This window comes from Microbacterium sp. 69-7 (assembly GCF_001897985.1).
Lineage (GTDB): Bacteria > Actinomycetota > Actinomycetes > Actinomycetales > Microbacteriaceae > Microbacterium > Microbacterium laevaniformans.
Window position 1 is genome coordinate 67,077 of the sequence record NZ_MKRU01000093.1, and the last position, 14,624, is coordinate 81,700.

The 14,624-nt window shown below is 70.0% G+C and carries 16 protein-coding genes and 1 pseudogene; 5 read left to right on the forward strand and 12 right to left on the reverse strand.

Annotation, left to right across the window (positions count from 1 at the left end):
• Nucleotides 1–220: 220 nt before the first annotated feature.
• The gene (gene lgt, locus BGN98_RS11390) at nt 221–1,135 is read left to right on the forward strand and encodes a prolipoprotein diacylglyceryl transferase (RefSeq protein ID WP_016463928.1); all 915 of its coding nucleotides are present in this window, start codon (nt 221–223) and stop codon (nt 1,133–1,135) included.
• Nucleotides 1,136–1,477: 342 nt separating this feature from the next.
• Here lgt and BGN98_RS11395 read toward each other — a convergent pair whose 3' ends face one another.
• From BGN98_RS11395 to BGN98_RS11420, 6 genes are all read right to left on the reverse strand, one after another.
• Nucleotides 1,478–1,813, reverse strand: coding sequence for a DUF6804 family protein (locus BGN98_RS11395; RefSeq protein WP_288121463.1), 336 nt, complete (start codon nt 1,811–1,813; stop codon nt 1,478–1,480).
• On the reverse strand, nt 1,810–2,853 hold the full coding sequence (locus BGN98_RS11400) for a zinc-binding dehydrogenase (RefSeq protein ID WP_036291166.1): 1,044 nt from the start codon (nt 2,851–2,853) through the stop codon (nt 1,810–1,812). The genes BGN98_RS11395 and BGN98_RS11400 overlap by 4 nt, the downstream gene beginning before the upstream one ends.
• Before the next feature lie 43 nt (nt 2,854–2,896).
• On the reverse strand, nt 2,897–4,030 hold the full coding sequence (locus BGN98_RS11405; RefSeq protein WP_036291171.1) for a DUF998 domain-containing protein: 1,134 nt from the start codon (nt 4,028–4,030) through the stop codon (nt 2,897–2,899).
• A 440-nt stretch (nt 4,031–4,470) separates the two neighbouring features.
• A complete protein-coding gene (locus tag BGN98_RS11410) occupies nt 4,471–5,046 on the reverse strand; it encodes a dihydrofolate reductase family protein (protein ID WP_036291033.1) in 576 nt (191 codons plus the stop codon).
• Nucleotides 5,047–5,123: 77 nt separating this feature from the next.
• Complete coding sequence (locus BGN98_RS11415; protein WP_288121464.1) at nt 5,124–6,395, reverse strand: alpha-hydroxy acid oxidase; 1,272 nt, start codon at nt 6,393–6,395, stop codon at nt 5,124–5,126.
• Nucleotides 6,396–6,443: 48 nt separating this feature from the next.
• Nucleotides 6,444–8,222 carry an L-lactate permease gene (locus BGN98_RS11420; RefSeq protein ID WP_288121465.1) on the reverse strand — a complete coding sequence of 593 codons (1,779 nt, stop codon included), beginning with the start codon at nt 8,220–8,222 and terminating at the stop codon, nt 6,444–6,446.
• 144 nt (nt 8,223–8,366) lie between these two features.
• Here BGN98_RS11420 and BGN98_RS11425 point away from each other — a divergent pair, with 144 nt between their 5' ends.
• On the forward strand, nt 8,367–9,122 hold the full coding sequence (locus BGN98_RS11425; protein ID WP_288121466.1) for a FadR/GntR family transcriptional regulator: 756 nt from the start codon (nt 8,367–8,369) through the stop codon (nt 9,120–9,122).
• On the opposite strand, the gene BGN98_RS11430 is transcribed toward BGN98_RS11425, so the two are convergent.
• Complete coding sequence (locus BGN98_RS11430; protein WP_288121467.1) at nt 9,052–9,603, reverse strand: protein kinase domain-containing protein; 552 nt, start codon at nt 9,601–9,603, stop codon at nt 9,052–9,054. The two genes, BGN98_RS11425 and BGN98_RS11430, sit on opposite strands and share 71 nt — an antisense overlap.
• Between BGN98_RS11430 and BGN98_RS11435 the strand changes: the two genes are divergently transcribed.
• The gene (locus tag BGN98_RS11435; RefSeq protein ID WP_288121468.1) at nt 9,496–9,786 is read left to right on the forward strand and encodes a hypothetical protein; all 291 of its coding nucleotides are present in this window, start codon (nt 9,496–9,498) and stop codon (nt 9,784–9,786) included. The two genes, BGN98_RS11430 and BGN98_RS11435, sit on opposite strands and share 108 nt — an antisense overlap.
• On the opposite strand, the gene BGN98_RS11440 is transcribed toward BGN98_RS11435, so the two are convergent.
• Complete coding sequence (locus tag BGN98_RS11440) at nt 9,753–10,418, reverse strand: DUF4386 domain-containing protein (RefSeq protein WP_061681980.1); 666 nt, start codon at nt 10,416–10,418, stop codon at nt 9,753–9,755. The genes BGN98_RS11435 and BGN98_RS11440 overlap by 34 nt on opposite strands.
• A gap of 77 nt (nt 10,419–10,495) precedes the next feature.
• Between BGN98_RS11440 and BGN98_RS11445 the strand changes: the two genes are divergently transcribed.
• Nucleotides 10,496–11,170 carry a TetR/AcrR family transcriptional regulator C-terminal domain-containing protein gene (locus tag BGN98_RS11445; RefSeq protein WP_005051535.1) on the forward strand — a complete coding sequence of 225 codons (675 nt, stop codon included), beginning with the start codon at nt 10,496–10,498 and terminating at the stop codon, nt 11,168–11,170.
• 123 nt (nt 11,171–11,293) lie between these two features.
• Here the strand turns inward: BGN98_RS11445 and BGN98_RS11450 are convergent, their stop codons facing one another.
• The gene (locus BGN98_RS11450) at nt 11,294–12,163 is read right to left on the reverse strand and encodes a GNAT family N-acetyltransferase (protein WP_005051531.1); all 870 of its coding nucleotides are present in this window, start codon (nt 12,161–12,163) and stop codon (nt 11,294–11,296) included.
• 202 nt (nt 12,164–12,365) lie between these two features.
• Here BGN98_RS11450 and BGN98_RS11455 point away from each other — a divergent pair, with 202 nt between their 5' ends.
• Complete coding sequence (locus BGN98_RS11455) at nt 12,366–12,539, forward strand: hypothetical protein (RefSeq protein ID WP_288121469.1); 174 nt, start codon at nt 12,366–12,368, stop codon at nt 12,537–12,539.
• A gap of 177 nt (nt 12,540–12,716) precedes the next feature.
• Here the strand turns inward: BGN98_RS11455 and BGN98_RS14775 are convergent.
• From BGN98_RS14775 to BGN98_RS11470, 3 genes and pseudogenes are all read right to left on the reverse strand, one after another.
• A pseudogene (locus BGN98_RS14775) lies at nt 12,717–13,226 on the reverse strand (hypothetical protein); the annotation flags it as partial.
• On the reverse strand, nt 13,187–14,182 hold the full coding sequence (locus BGN98_RS11465; protein WP_288121470.1) for a TnsB C-terminal domain-containing protein: 996 nt from the start codon (nt 14,180–14,182) through the stop codon (nt 13,187–13,189). The gene BGN98_RS11465 and the pseudogene BGN98_RS14775, both read right to left, overlap by 40 nt.
• Nucleotides 14,183–14,258: 76 nt before the next feature.
• On the reverse strand, nt 14,259–14,624 hold a 366-nt coding region (locus tag BGN98_RS11470), incomplete at its 5' end, for a helix-turn-helix domain-containing protein (protein WP_353681711.1).

Here is a 14,624-nt window from a genome sequence, read left to right on the forward strand (position 1 = left end):
AGCGACGCCGCCCGCGCGCGCCGACTGATCGCGCCGCTCCCCCCGCGCCCCCCGCGCGTCAGTGGAACGCCCATTCCCGACCCGAACTGCAAGGGATGCCGAGCGACACGCCGCAGCATCCGGGCCTGACCCCGCGTGTTGCGGTCGACGCCTTGCAGTTCGGTCACCGCGGAACGGAACCCCGAGCACCCCGGGCCAACTCATACCCGGCAGGCATATCATGTCGGGCGTGCACCTGAGTATCCCGAGCCCCGACCTCAGCTGGTCCAGCTTTCACATCGGCCCGCTGACGATCCACGTCTACGCGCTGTGCATCATCGCGGGAATCATCGCCGCCGTCATCATCACCGAACGACGGCTGCGGGCGCGCGGAGTGCCGGCGGGAACCGTGATCGATGTCGCGCTGTGGACGGTGCCGCTGGGCATCATCGCGGCGCGGATCTACCACGTGCTCACGCACATGGGCGACTACTTCGCGCCCGGCGACAACCCGTGGGCGGTCGTCGCCATCTGGGACGGCGGCAACGCGATCTACGGCTCGATGATCGGCGGCGCGATCGGCATCTACATCGCCACGCGGCGCGCCGGCATCCGCTTCTTCGCCTTCGCCGACGCGCTCGCGCCGGCCCTGCTGGTCGCGCAGGCCATCGGACGACTCGGCAACTACTTTAATCAGGAACTGTTCGGGCTGCCGACGACCCTCCCGTGGGGCCTGGAGATCTCCCCCGACGCGCCGATGTTCCCCGCCGGCGTCGCGCCGGGCACGCTGTTCCATCCGCTGTTCCTCTACGAGATGATCTGGAACCTCGTCGGTGCCGCGCTGATCATCGTCCTCGAGCGCAGAGTGCGTCTCGGCTGGGGCCGCAGCATCGCGTCGTACTTCATCTGGTACGGGCTGGGCCGCAGCTGGCTGGAGGCGATCCGCATCGATCCCACGAGCGATGCGCCCCTCGGCATCCCGGCGAACATCTGGGCCTCGTTCGCCGTCGTGCTGCTGGGCGTCGCGATCTTCGTCGTGCAGACGGTGCGCTATCGTGGCGAGCCCGATACGTCGCCGTTCACCGCCGCGGAGCAGCAACGACAGGAGGCCGAGAAGCTTGCCGTGACCCGCGAGGACGCACCGCAGCCGTCGTGACGAGCGCCGCCCCGCCGCGGGGGTGACGTGGACGCGTCCCGCGGGAGCTCAGCTCGGTGCGTCCGCGCCGAACGCTGCTGCGCCCGGACCGTGGAGGTGCCGCTTCGCGGGATCGACCCAGTTGCCGGAGCCTGTCATGCGGTGCCAACGCTTGTGGAACGCGAGGTCGGTGTCAAGAGACCCGTCAATCTATCCGTGTACAACTCCGGAGTTTTGGTGACGGCGAGCCCCGGAGGGGCGCTGAACCGGCAGACAGCCCGAGATTTCCGGAGTTATGAACGCACGGCCGGAGTAACTCCACCCGAGAGGGCCGGCGCCAGCAGCGGCAGGATGCCGAGGCGCTCAGTCCCGCGGGGTCTTGATCATCGCGCCCGCGACGAGGAACACGATGGCGGCGGCCGGCTGCACGAGCGACCAGACCAAGCCGTCGAACCCGAACGGGATGACGGGGTTCCAGGCCACCGCGATCACGGCGAACACCGCCGCCCACACCCATTGACGCGCCTGCACGGCGAACCAGCCGACGATCAGCGCCAGGATCGCGACGACGAAGAGCACCACGATCCCCCAGCCCGCCGTCAGCAGCACGGGCGCGAGGAACAGCACGGCGGCGGCAAGCAAGGCCGGCGCCAGGGCGTTGCGCTGGAAGTTCGGCTCGGTGCGCTTCGTCCCGCTCATGCGAGAACTCCCGGATCGATCATCGTCATACCGGCAAGCGTGGCACGGTCGAAGGTGGGCAGTAGCGCCGCGGCCTCGGCGAGCGAGATCGTGCGCTCGATGAGTTCCTGCGGACGCAGGCGTCCCTCGGCGATGAGCTCGAGCATCGCCGGATAGTCGACGGCGGCCATGCCGTGGCTGCCGAGCACGTCGAGTTCCCACGCGATCACGCGGGCCATCGGCATTGCCGACAACCCCGTCTCCGACGGAAGCAGCCCGACCTGCACGTGGCGGCCGCGGCGACGCAGGCTCAGCACGGCGTCGGCCGCCGTCTGCTCCGCGCCCACCGCGTCGATCGAGACGTGCGCGCCTCCCCCGGTGATCCGGCGCACGGCGTCGGGCACCTCCGCCCCGTCGGCGACGACGACGGCATCGGCGCCGAGCGCGGATGCCGCGTCCAGCGCGGCCCGGTTGCGATCGACGGCCACCACGTGCGCACCGAGCGCGCGGGCGATCATGACGACGCTGAGTCCCACACCGCCGGCGCCGACGACCACGACCCACTCGCCCGGCTGCACGCGCGCACGTCCGGTGAGTGCGCGGAAAGCGGTGGCGAAGCGACACCCGAGGGAGGCGGCGGCGGCGAAGGAGACGTCGTCGGGAATGCGCACGAGGTTGGTGTCGGCGGCGTGCAGCGCGACGCGCTCGGCGAACGAGCCCCAGTGCGTGAAACCGGGCTGCTGCTGGTCGGGGCACACCTGCGCGTCGCCCGCGCGGCACCACTCGCAGGTGCCGCACCCGCAGACGAACGGCACGGTCACCCGGTCGCCGACGGCGAACCGCTGGACGCCCGCTCCGGTCTCGACGATCACTCCGGCGAGCTCATGCCCCGGAACATGCGGTACGGCGATGTCGTCGTGGCCCACCCACGCGTGCCAGTCGCTGCGGCACAGGCCGGTCGCCCGCACCTCCACGACCACGCCGCCGACGGGCGCGACCGGGTCGTCGACCTCGCGCACCTCCAATGGCTCGCCCACGGCATCCATCACCACTGCACGCATCCGCACCCTTTCGTCCCCTTCACGCTAGTTGGTGCACCTGCGCTCACGCGGCGGCCGGAGCCGCTGCCGCGGGAACGGGAGGTGCCGGCGCGGCGGCATCCGCGTACGCCCTCGCCTGGCGCACGAAGAGCATGAGCCACGCGAACAACAGGCCGGCGATGATGAACTCCGACCCGGTGAGGTTGTAGTAGTCGACGGGTACCCAGAGGGCGACGGCGACGAGGATGCCCGCGACCACCAGCACCGAGAAGACCGCGATGTCGCGGCCGATTCCGGGGACGAGCGTCAGCAGGCATCCGACGAGCACGCCGAAGACGACGACCATTCCGGATGCCGCGCCCACGTGCACAGGGAAAGCGACGGCGTCCGGGACGAACCCGGCCACCATCAAACACAGGCCGATCACGGCGAGCAGCCAGGCGAACAGCCGTGCACGCCGCTGCGCGGTCTCGACATGCGCGCGGAGTCCGACCTCGAGATCGTGGGCGACGAAGTTGGCGAGCGCGGTGATGACGGCGCCGGTCGTGATGAGCGAGAGGTTGAACTGGTAGCCGGCGTAGCCCGACTCGTTGCCCAGTTCGGAGAAGTGGAACCTCCACCAATCGCCCTGTGAGGCGCTGACCATGCTCGCCAGCGTGCCGATGAACAGCACGAGGGTGGCGAGCGAGGCCACGCCCGTGGAGGTGACACGTGCCCCCGAGACCGACGCGACGTAGGTCATCGTGCCGACGGCGGCGGCGACCAGCGCCGCGGCACCGAACGGGTCGATCGTGAGGCCTCGGAAACCCAGCTGGAACAGCTCCGCGACGGCCACGACGACCAACGCCGCCAGCATCATCATCGCCGCAGACAGGGCGATCAGATCGGTTGCCCGTTTGGCGCGCGGCAGGCTGTTGCGCCAGGCGAGATATCCACGGCGCCGTTCGAGCGCGAACGAGACGGCGAACGCCGGACCGGCCGCGATCGCCGCGAGCAGCGCCGCAAGGCTGCCGACGGACTCGCCGCCGCCGAGCGGCATCCGCGCCCCGCCCATGACGAGCACGGTGGTGGCGGCGGCAACGAGCGCGGATCCCAGCGACCAGCGGGTGGCGCGGGACTCGACGCTCGGTGAGAAGCGGGGCGTCTCGGATGCCGCGTGGTGTGTCCATCGCGCGGGGGACGGCCGCCATCTGCTCACGCGTCGAGCTTACTTTCGACCTGCTCGCACGCCGGCCGCCGCCGGGCCAGGACTTCGCTCGCCTGCTGCATCCCACCCATAGCCCGAACTGCAAGGCGGCCGCGGGGACACGCCGCCCGGGCGCGCGTCGCACCGGCGTGTCGCCCGGCATCCCTTGCACTTCGGATGCCGGGGGTGTGGGCGTCGCCCGGGCACGCACGCCCCCGGCGCGCCGCGCGCCGATCCGGGCCACCCCACACCGCCCCGCGGGCACCCCAGGCCATGGCTACCTCCCCCAGCACCCCGGCCCGAACTGCAAGGCGGCCGCGGGGACACGCCGCCCGGGCGCGCGTCGCACCGGCGTGTCGCCCGGCATCCCTTGCACTTCGGATGCCGCCGCCGCATGCCGCCGCTCCCGCCGGCGGTCGGCACGCCTGCAAGCCCCCGCCCACCGCACGCGCTCAGCGCGGGGGCCGCACCACGCGGTAGCGCAACGCCTGGATGCCGCGGGCCCACCGGCGGCTCGAGACGAGTTCGAGGCTCGTCGGACCGACGCCCCGCGGATAGAACGGGGTGCCCCCGCCGAGCAGGATCGGGTACACGACGCTCCGATACTCGTCCACGAGTCCGGCTGCGGCCACCGCGGCCGCCAGTGTCGCACCCCCGATCGCGATCTCCCCGACCTCGTCGTCGTCGCGCAGGCGCGCGATCTCCTCCACGAGATCGCCCTGCAGCAACGTCGTGTTCTGCCCGGGCGCGGCATCCAGCGTCGACGAGACGACGATCTTCGGCAGCTCGTTCCAGACCTCGGCGAACTCGCGCTCGAGCGGATCGAGGGTGGGTGCGACCTCCGGATCCTCCCAGTACCGCATCGTCTCGTAAAGGCGCCGGCCCAGGAAGTGGGCGCTGAGACCACGCACCTCCTCGAGGGCGGCACGGAAGATGTGCTCGTCGGGCACGCCCCAGTCGAAGCGGCCCTCGGCATCCGTGATGTAGCCGTCGAGCGAGTGCGACATGGAGAGGATGATCCGGCCCACGTTCCGCTCCTTCGCGACGGTGCTGCGCCCTCGACGCTACCCCCGCCCGCGGCGGGGCGACACCCGGTCGCTCCGCGTCAACGAGATGCCGAGGTCAGCACGCCCCCGTTCGCGGCCCGCGGCACGAGGCGCTCGAGCTGCGTCACGTGCCGCGGCTCGAGTTCGGCGAGGGTCGACACGCCCAGGAGCTTCATGGTGCGCTCGATCTCGGTGCGGAGGATCTCGATCGTGCGGTCGACACCCTGACGTCCGCCCGCCATCAGGCCGTAGAGGTAGGCGCGCCCGATCAGCGTGAACTTCGCCCCCATCGCCACGGCCGCGACGATGTCGGCGCCGTTCATGATGCCGGTGTCGATCATGACCGTGGCATCTTTGCCGACCTCGCGCACGACCTCCGGCAGGAGGTGGAACGGGATGGGCGCCCGGTCGAGCTGCCGTCCGCCGTGGTTGGAGAGGATGATGCCGTCGACGCCGCGGTCGATGAGACGCTTCGAGTCCTCGACGTTCTGCACGCCCTTGACCACGATCTTGCCGGGCCAGAGGCTGCGGATGACGTCGAGGTCGTCGTAGCTGATGGTCGGGTCCATCGCGGAGTTCAGCAGCTCGCCCACCGTGCCGCCGGTCGTCGACAGCGACGCGAACTCGAGCTTGGGGGTGGTGAGGAAGTCGATCCACCACCAGGGCCGCGGGATGGCGTTGATGATGGTGCCGACCGTCAGCTGCGGCGGGATCGAGAAGCCGTTGCGCTTGTCGCGCAGGCGCGCGCCCGCGACGGGGGTGTCGACGGTGAACTGCAGCGTGTCGAAGCCCGCGGCCGCCGCCCGGCGGACGAGACCGTACGAGATCTCGCGGTCGCGCATGACGTACAGCTGGAACCAGTTGCGCCCGTGCGGGTTCGCGGCCTTGACGTCCTCGATCGAGGTGGTGCCGAGGGTCGAGAGGGTGAACGGGATGCCGGCGGCACCGGCGGCTCCCGCCCCCGCCGTCTCGCCCTCGGTCTGCATCAGCCGGGTGAAGCCGGTGGGCGCGATGCCGAAGGGCAGCGCCGAGGGGCCACCGAGGATCTCCGTCGACATGTCGACCTCGGCGGCGGGGCGCAGGATGTCGGGATGGAACTCGATGTCCTGGAAGGCCTGGCGGGCGCGCGCCAGCGACAGCTCGCCCTCCGCCGCACCATCGGTGTAGTCGAAGGCGGCCTTCGGCGTACGACGCTTGGCGATCGTGCGCAGGTCGGCGATCGTGAGGGCGCCCTCGAGACGGCGCTTGCGGCCGTCGAGTTCGGGCTTCTTGAACTGCATGAGCTCCAGGAGCTCGCCGGGCTTGGGCAGCTGACGCTTCACGGGTGACATGGCGGGCCTTTCAGGTGGGGACGACGGTGTGTGGTGACGCGGGCCGGATCAGGGCAGCATCCACGAGAGGACGGAGGACTGCAGACCGACGAGCAGACACATGGCGGCGAGCATGCCGATGCTCCACCAGATGACGCGGCGGAGGATCGCCGACTCTTGGCCGACCAGGCCCACGGCGGTGGCGGCGATGGCGAGGTTCTGCGGGCTGATCATCTTGCCGATGACACCGCCGGAGGTGTTGGCCGCGACGAGCAGCGCCGGGTCGAGGCCGGCCTTGAGCGCGGCGCTCTGCTGCAGCGTGGCGAACAGCGCGTTGGCGCTCGTGTCCGAACCGGTGACTGCCGTTCCGAACCAGCCGAGGATCGGCGAGAGGAAGGCGAACAGGGCTCCGGTGCCGGCGATGAACGCGCCGATCGTCAGCGTCTGTCCGGAGATGTTCATGAGGTAGGCGAGGGCCAGCACCGATCCGACCGTGAGCAGCGAGAAGCGGAGCTTCACGAGCGTCTGCCACCACGTTCGGGCGGCGTCCTGCAGCGGCAGACGGTAGACGAGCGCCACGACGACGCCGCAGATCACGAGCAGGCTGCCTGCCGACGACAGCCACGGCAGCGTGTACACCGTCGCCCCGGATGCGGCGCCGGACGAGGTGAGGATGTGGCCGTTCAGGCCCGGCCAGGGGATCTTCACGTCGGTCGCGCCGAGGGCCGCCTTGAGGTCGGGGACGAGCTTGGCGAGCGAGAAGACGACGATGACGAGCAGGTACGGGAAGGTCGCGAGGAAGACCGTCCGCGCGTCGAGCGGGACGTCCGATACCGGGACGGCGCCGGTGGTCGCAACGGGGCCGGTGGTGGTGCGCGTCGACGCGGATGCCGAGGACGTGCCCGTGGCCGACCCGGCACGGGCCGCGCGCGACCCGGCCCGACGGGTGCGGATGCTGCCGGTGGCCGCCTTCTCGCTGGCGAGCAGGTCGACGGCGGCGTTGGTGAGCAGACGCTCACGGGCGGCCTCCGTGCCGCGCGGCTGCCAGAAGCGCAGGAGGATGACGGCGGCGAGGATGCCGGCGAGCGAGGCGACGATGTCGGTGAGCTCCACCGAGATCCACGTCGCACTGACCCACTGGGCGATCGCGAACACGACACCGAACACGACCGTCGCGGGCCAGGTCTCGCGGATGCCGCGCCACCCGTCGGCGAGCAGCACGATGATGAGCGGGACGAAGACCGCGATCAGGGGCGTCTGGTGGCCGACGATGGCGCCGATGTGCCGGTAGTCGATGTCCGTGAGGGCCCCGGCGGTGACGATGGGCGTGCCGACCGCGCCGAACGCGACGGGCGCGGTGTTGGCCAGCAGCACGATGACGGCCGCACGCATCGGCGAGAAGCCGGCGGCCATGAGCATGACGCCCGTGATGGCGACCGGTGCGCCGAAGCCGGCGAGCGCTTCGAGCAGTCCGCCGAAGCCGAACGCGATGATGACGGCTTGGATGCGCGGGTCGTCGGAGAGGGCGTTGATCACGCGCCGGAGGTCCTCGAAGCGGCCGCTGCGCACCGTCAGCTCATAGAGCCAGATCGCATTGAGCACGATCCACATGATCGGGAACAGCCCGAAGACGAAACCCTGCGTGGACGCCAGGAGTGCGAGGTCGATCGGCATCCGGAAACCGAGCACCGCGACCAGGACGGCGACCGCGAGTCCGGTCAGTCCCGCCCAGTGCGCCTTCCAGCGCAGCACGCCGAGCGCGAGGAACACCGTGAGGAACGGGAGGCTGGCCACGAGAGCGGAGAGCGCGAGGCTCCCGCCGACCGGGGCGAGTTCGGGTGTGTACATCTCTGTCTCTTTTCGTACGTCGTTGTGCGAAGGGCGGAGTGACCGGGGTGCGGATGCGGACCTTTTAGAGGTCTGACCGCTAGCGCAATCTATGTGACTGACCGCTAGGCTGTCAAGAGATTCGAGAGAGGTGGCGCGGATCCGATGGCGGAGAACGCACCCGATTCCCTGTGGCAGCCGGTCAAGAAGGCGCGCGCCCACGAGCTCGTGATCGAGGCGATCGAGGACCGGATCCTGTCCGGCGCCCTGCAGGTCGGTGACGCGCTGCCCCCCGAGCGGGAGCTCTCGACGAGCCTGGAGGTCAGCCGGGCGGGAGTGCGCGAAGCGGTCCGTGTGCTCGAGGCACAGGGCGTACTGCGCTCCCAGCCCGGAGCGGGCGCCACCGCCGGGACATTCGTGGCGGCCCTGCCGCGCGATGCACTCACCCGCTTCCTCCGCCTGCACGTCGCGCTGTCGAACTTCACGATCCAGGACGTGACCGATGCGCGCGTCGTGCTCGAGCGCGCCAGCGCGGCATCGGCGTCCCGCCGGCACGACGACACGGCGCGGTCGCGGATGGTCGAGGCGCTGGACCGCATGGATCAGCCGCACTCCTCCCGCGACTCGTTCAACGAGGCCGACACACAGTTCCACCTCGCGATCGCGGAGGCCTCGGGCAGTGCCCTCTCGGCCGCGCTGACCGCGGCGATCCGCAGCGCCATGAAGGTGCCGATACTGCGCGCCGCCGAACGCACCGAGGAGTGGCCCGACGAGGCGCAGCGCCTGCGCCGCGAGCACCGCGCGATCTATGCAGCCATCGACGAAGGAAATCCGGCCCGCGCCGCCGACCTCACCGAAGCGCACATCCGTCGCGCGGCATCCGTACTGTTCGGCCTCGAGTCGCCAGACAGTCGCGCATGAGCGGCAGCCGCCAGCGCCTGCCACCCCGTCTCGGCGGCCGGGGCGCTCGCTTCGCAGGCGCGCACGCACACGCTGGAACACCTCCGCCGTGGGCCGCGACGACGGGTCGAGGGAGGTCATCGCGGTGAGTATCGACCTCCATCCTTGGCCGAGCCCTCCGGGAACCTCGGGGTGTCGAGTGAGTCGGGCGAGGATCGTCGGGGGCGGGATAGGAGGCCGTGCCGATCACGACTCCGGGCGAGGTGACGCGGGCTGCGTCGAGGAGGTGTGCGACGCCGAAGTCCACGAGAGCCGGCCGGAACGGGACGACTCCGTGCCGGATAGGGCGCAGCAGCACGTTCGCAGGCTTGATATCGCGGTGGACGATGCCGGCGTGGTGGACGACCGCCGGCGCGCCGGCGAGACCGATGATGAGCGAGACGACCTCGTCACCGGTCAACGCGTTCTGCGCAAGACGGTCGTGAAGCGTCTGCCCCGGCACGAGCTCCAGTGTCGTCCTCCTTCCAATATGCGACGCATCCGACTCGCCTCACCGCGCATGCCCCCCAGAATGCGCGGTGAGACAATTCTCCTCGGCCTGCTGTACGCGGCCGGCGCCGCGCTGGCAGCGCTGATCCTGGTCGGACTGCTCTACGTGTTCACCTGGGGCCTCTTCAAGGCGTGAGGTGAGTTCGGTAGGCCCCCTTCGTGTGCTGCGCGGATGCCGGGCTCCGACCGTACACCGACGGCGATGAGCCAGACGGCGAACCAGATCTCGAAAGCGAAGACGGGCACCGCGGCGACGCCGGCGGCGACGCCGTTCAGCGGGATCGCTCCGGCCAGCTGCAGCCCGTTGCTGACGAGCACGATCACTCCGCCCGCGATTCCCAGTGCGGCGAGGGCGCGGGGCACGGCCCGCGCGTCCCACAGCAGCCAGCCGAGGATCACGGTGTTGACGCTGATGACGAGGCCTTGACCGAGCAGGAACGCGGCCGTGTGCATCGCCGTAGACTCGCCCTCGGCCGTGGCGTTCACAAGCGCCGGTCCGAGCATCGGGAGCGCCCCCGCGACGATCACCGCCGCTTCGAGCGTGCGCAGCAGCGCGAAGCTCGCGGCGCGGGCAGGACCGCGCGACTGCAGCAACACCCAGAGCAGCACGCCGGTGCCGAGGCACCCGAGTGCGAGCACGAATTCCAGGGCGACACCGGCTCGGAGGAGACCTCCGCCGTAGGCGATCACGGCGGCGACCGAGGTGACATGCGTGACGAGATAGAGGACGCCGGCGAGGCGGGCCTGGCGTCGGGCGAGCTGAGACACGGGGTTCCTTTCGCGGGTGGTATACGGCGTACACCGATTCGGCAACAGACTAGGTGTACGGTGTATACGTGTCAACTATGCGTCCGCGTCTCGACCTGGAGCGCATCGTCGACGCGGCGACCGCCATCGCCGACGAGGGCGGCCTCGACGCGGCGAGCATGCGTGCGGTCGCCGAGCGCCTGGGGGTCACGCCGATGGCGCTGTACAAGCACCTCGATGACCGCGCCGCCCTCGTGGACGCGATGCTCGACCGGGTTCTCGCCGGCGTCGCTTCACCCGCGCTGACCGCGTCATGGGACGACGCCGTGCGTTCTCGGATCATGGCCGTGCGCGCCGCACTGTCGTCGCACGCCTGGACCCGGCAGGCGATCGAGACGCGTGAGCGCGCCACGCCTCGCGTCCTCGCGCACATGGACGCGCTCATGGCGGACATGTTCGAGGGGGGACTGTCGGCGGATCTCGTGCATCACGCCATGCATGCGTTGAGCACCCGCATGTGGGGATTCACCCGCGACGTGCTGCCGACGCCGGTTCCGCCCGACGACCCGCGGGAGCGCGCCGCCACGATGGCCGCGTTCGCGACGGCCTACCCCGCGATCATCCGCATGGCCACCACGGCGCCGCACGCCGGGGAGGCCTGCGACGACGACGCGGAGTTCGCCTTCGCCCTCGACCTGCTGCTCGACGGCATCCGCCGCCGGCACGAGCAGGCGTGGACATCGACCGGAGCTGGTGACGCGCTCCGCCGTTGACGTGGAGTCAGCGAAGGCCGCTTGCGCGAGCATGCGTGGGTGCGGGGCGCCTACGAGGACATGGTGGTTCTCGGGCTGTTGCGCGCGGAGTGGGAGCGCAAGGACGGCTGACGTCGCGCCCCGCTACTGAGCGGATGCCGGCGGCACGACCGTGCCCTGATGGAAGCGCAGGCGCGGTGCGGTGCCGCCGACGTCCCACAGTGATGAGTGCCGACTGATCCGCGAGGGCGTCGTGAGCCGATAGGTGACCAGCACCAGCTCGGGCGAGAGCTGACGGAACTGCCACTCATCGGTCTGCGGCGTGACGCGCGAGTCCGCGCTCTCGGCGGCGAGCGCACCGACGACCTGCTCCCGCGTCCAGAGGGTGCCGGAGCGGCCGATCTCGACGAACGCAGGGTGCAGCAGGTCATCGACCGTCTCGGCGTCGCGGCGCACGTCGGCATCGAGCAGCGCCGTCTCGGCATCCTTCACCGCGACCCACTGCGGCACTGCGGCGTGACGCACCAGCCGCACGATGTGGATCGGATGCCCGGCCATCACTTGATCGCGTTCGAGCCCGTCGCGGACGAAGCCGTTGCGCAGATAGAACGCTTCGGCGCGGGGGTTGTCGTCCATCATCCAGAGGTAGGCGTCGCCGGCACCGATCGCCGCGTCCAGCAGCAGCTGCCCCGCACCGGTACCGTGGTGCGCCGCCAGGACGTAGATTCCCTCCAGCTCCCGCGACGTCGGCCGATCGTCGTCGCGCCCGTCACCGGCCGTCGCCCAGCCGACGATCCGCCCGTCGACCTCGGCGACGAAGACGTCGGTGACGTCGTCTTCGATGATCGACGCCCACCGCTCGATGCGCGGCTCGACCCGCAACCCGGCGAGGACCGTCGCCGGAAGCTGGCGGACATACGCCTCGCGCCAGGCCTGGACATGAACCGCGGCGATGCCCCGGGCGTCGTCGACGGATGCCGGGCGCACGCGCACGGCCCGGGATGGCGGACTCATGGTCATACGCTCATGCTCGCAGACGGATGCCGGGCGTGCGCCTCAGGCGGTGAGGGCCGAATCGACGATCTCGAACACGGCGGGATCCCACGTGGGGGCCCGCTCCCACGGCAGGTCGAGGCCGTTCGCGAAGAGGATGCTGTGCCGCGGCGGCCAGGACTGTGAATTGCAGCGATAGATGTCGCGGTTGTCGCGTCGTTCAGTGTCCGATGAGGAGGGCTTCCTGGGCGGCGTCGACGGCCTCGGGCGTGAGGTGGGTGTGCCCGTTGATGTCAAGAACACGTCGGATCTGAGTGACGAGGCGATCGGCGAGGCGGAAGTTCCCGTTCGTGGCGCGCACGATCGCGGCGAGGGCGGCGGTGTGAGCGAGCCCTGAATCACCGGGGTCTGGTGCGGGGAGGCGTTGCGTGACGACGGCGGTGAGTTCGTCACTGCGGAGAGAACGGTATTCGTGGGCGAAGCCGACGCGGCTGTAGAGCTGAGGGTAGCGCGCGAGGCGTTTTTCAATGCCGGGCATGCCGATGAGGATGACGCCCATGTGGTGGCGGTCGTAGAAATCGCGGACTTGTTCGAGGCCGGCGGTTTTGAGGCGGCCGGCTTCGTCGATGATAAGCAGTTCTGTGTTCCCGCTGTGTTGGGATTCGGGATGGACGTAGGGGTCGACGTGACCGTACCGGGCATAATCAATGGCCCACGAGACTTGTTGGCACGCGCGGGGCAGGCCCTGGTCGATCTGCTTGATGGTGGCGGCGACGGTGGGGGTGAAGAACGCCGTTCGACTCTGCTGGACGCCCTCGGGGAGGGGAGGGAGCAGGCCACGCTTTCGGGCCGATGTAGCGGTGTGAGCGTACGGTGTCGGCGAACTCCACGAATCGTCGGTGCTCTCGGGTGCTGACGAACGCGGGGCGGGTGTCGGTGTGTGGTGGGGGCGCCTGGGTGAATTCGTCGAAGGTGCCGTTGAGGAACCGTCGCCCGTCGTCGTCCGCGCCGACGAGGACGGACACCGGCTTTCCGACGGTCGATTCAGTCGTTGGCATAGGTCCTCAGCCTGTGTCTCTTCGATTGCGGGGCTGGCGCGTCGGGCTCGGAGGGAGAGAGAGGCGCGGCCGCGGGTCGGTGCCGAGTGTCTTCCGGCAGAGAGCTGGCGACGTCGCTGAGGGAGCGGAGTTGCTGCTTCAGCGCCCGGCGCCGGGTGTTCCTTGCGCTCTGCAGGTCGGCGAAGGTGATCGTTTCGGAGGAGCGTTCAGGGGCGATCGCGCGGCATAGGAACGCGCTGTCGCGAAACAGTCGGATCTCGCCGAGGTCGCGGGGGTCGTATCGGACGGTGACGTCTTCACCGACGTAGGCGGCGAGGACGGGCGAAACGTATCGGGTGGAGGCGAATCGGATGCCGTCGCGCTGCACTCGTCTGGTGGCGGTGGCGGTCAGCAACAGCAGGTCGAGGTCTTCCGAGTGTGCGGGCATACGCGGGATGAAGCTCCCGCTGCGCCAGCGCGCGTGCGGTGCCGTCCCGGTCGCGGAGTGCGGGCGCTCGTTGTACTCGTCGACGATGAACCGCTCGAGGACGTCGTCGAGCTGGTGCAGGGTCAACATGGGGGCGCTGGTGGGTGTGCCGCCGGTGCCGTGCGGGATGAAGCCAGGTAGGTGCGGGAGCAATTCGGTCGTGATGGTGCGGTAGAACCGCTCGATCTTGCCGCGTCCTTGCGGAACGCCGACCCGCGAGTGAATGAGGCGCACGTGCAGATCCAGACACACCTGTTCGATCCGAGCAGAGGTGAAATCCGACCCGTGATCGCTGTAGAGAACATCGGGGAGCCCCGACACCACCCACGAGGCATGTCGTTTCCGGCTCGCGGCCTGGTGAAACGCCAGTGCGGAGCGCTCGGACGTGGGCGCCGAAACCGCTAAGGCGTATCCGGCGACGGCACGGGAGTAGTCATCGAGCACGATCGTCAGCCAGGGGCGCACAGGCGTCTGCTTGTCGTCGAGGATCATCACGTCCAGCAGCGTGCGGTCCATCTGCCACTGCTCATTCGGGGCGGTTGTCGTACGCCGGTAGACGAGCTCGAATTTGTCGCGATAGGCGTCACCGCCCTCAGCGAGAGCTGTCAGGCCCGGGTCGATAGCGTGCACGATTTGGCGAACGGTCGTGTACCCGGGAGCTGGCAAACCCTCGATCGCGCGCGATATCGCCGACGCGCCGATGGATGTACGCGATGGTGGGAGCCGGCCGGCGCACGGCCAGCGCCTCGATCGCCGTGACCAGTTCCGTGGGGATACGGGAGGCACCTTTATCTCGGCGAGGCGGTCTTGCGAGCTGCCCCGCACCGATGCGAGCGGCCCATCGTTGCAAGGTTCGCACCGTGACGCCGGAGTGCTCCGCGATCCGCGTCCACGGCACACCGTCGAGGTGTTGGCACACAAGCTCGGCTTTCTGCCGGTCGCTGAGGTGCGCCATGAT

Bases quoted from the DNA above. Each gene is read 5' to 3' on its own strand.
- lgt (WP_016463928.1), top strand. From the start codon at position 221: ATGTCGGGCGTGCACCTGAGTATCCCGAGCCCCGACCTCAGCTGGTCC.
- BGN98_RS11395 (WP_288121463.1), bottom strand. From the start codon at position 1,813: ATGAGCGGGACGAAGCGCACCGAGCCGAACTTCCAGCGCAACGCCCTG.
- BGN98_RS11400 (WP_036291166.1), bottom strand. From the start codon at position 2,853: ATGCGTGCAGTGGTGATGGATGCCGTGGGCGAGCCATTGGAGGTGCGC.
- BGN98_RS11415 (WP_288121464.1), bottom strand. From the start codon at position 6,395: ATGTCACCCGTGAAGCGTCAGCTGCCCAAGCCCGGCGAGCTCCTGGAG.
- BGN98_RS11420 (WP_288121465.1), bottom strand. From the start codon at position 8,222: ATGTACACACCCGAACTCGCCCCGGTCGGCGGGAGCCTCGCGCTCTCC.
- BGN98_RS11425 (WP_288121466.1), top strand. From the start codon at position 8,367: ATGGCGGAGAACGCACCCGATTCCCTGTGGCAGCCGGTCAAGAAGGCG.
- BGN98_RS11445 (WP_005051535.1), top strand. From the start codon at position 10,496: ATGCGTCCGCGTCTCGACCTGGAGCGCATCGTCGACGCGGCGACCGCC.
- BGN98_RS11450 (WP_005051531.1), bottom strand. From the start codon at position 12,163: ATGAGTCCGCCATCCCGGGCCGTGCGCGTGCGCCCGGCATCCGTCGAC.
- BGN98_RS11465 (WP_288121470.1), bottom strand. From the start codon at position 14,182: ATGGACCGCACGCTGCTGGACGTGATGATCCTCGACGACAAGCAGACG.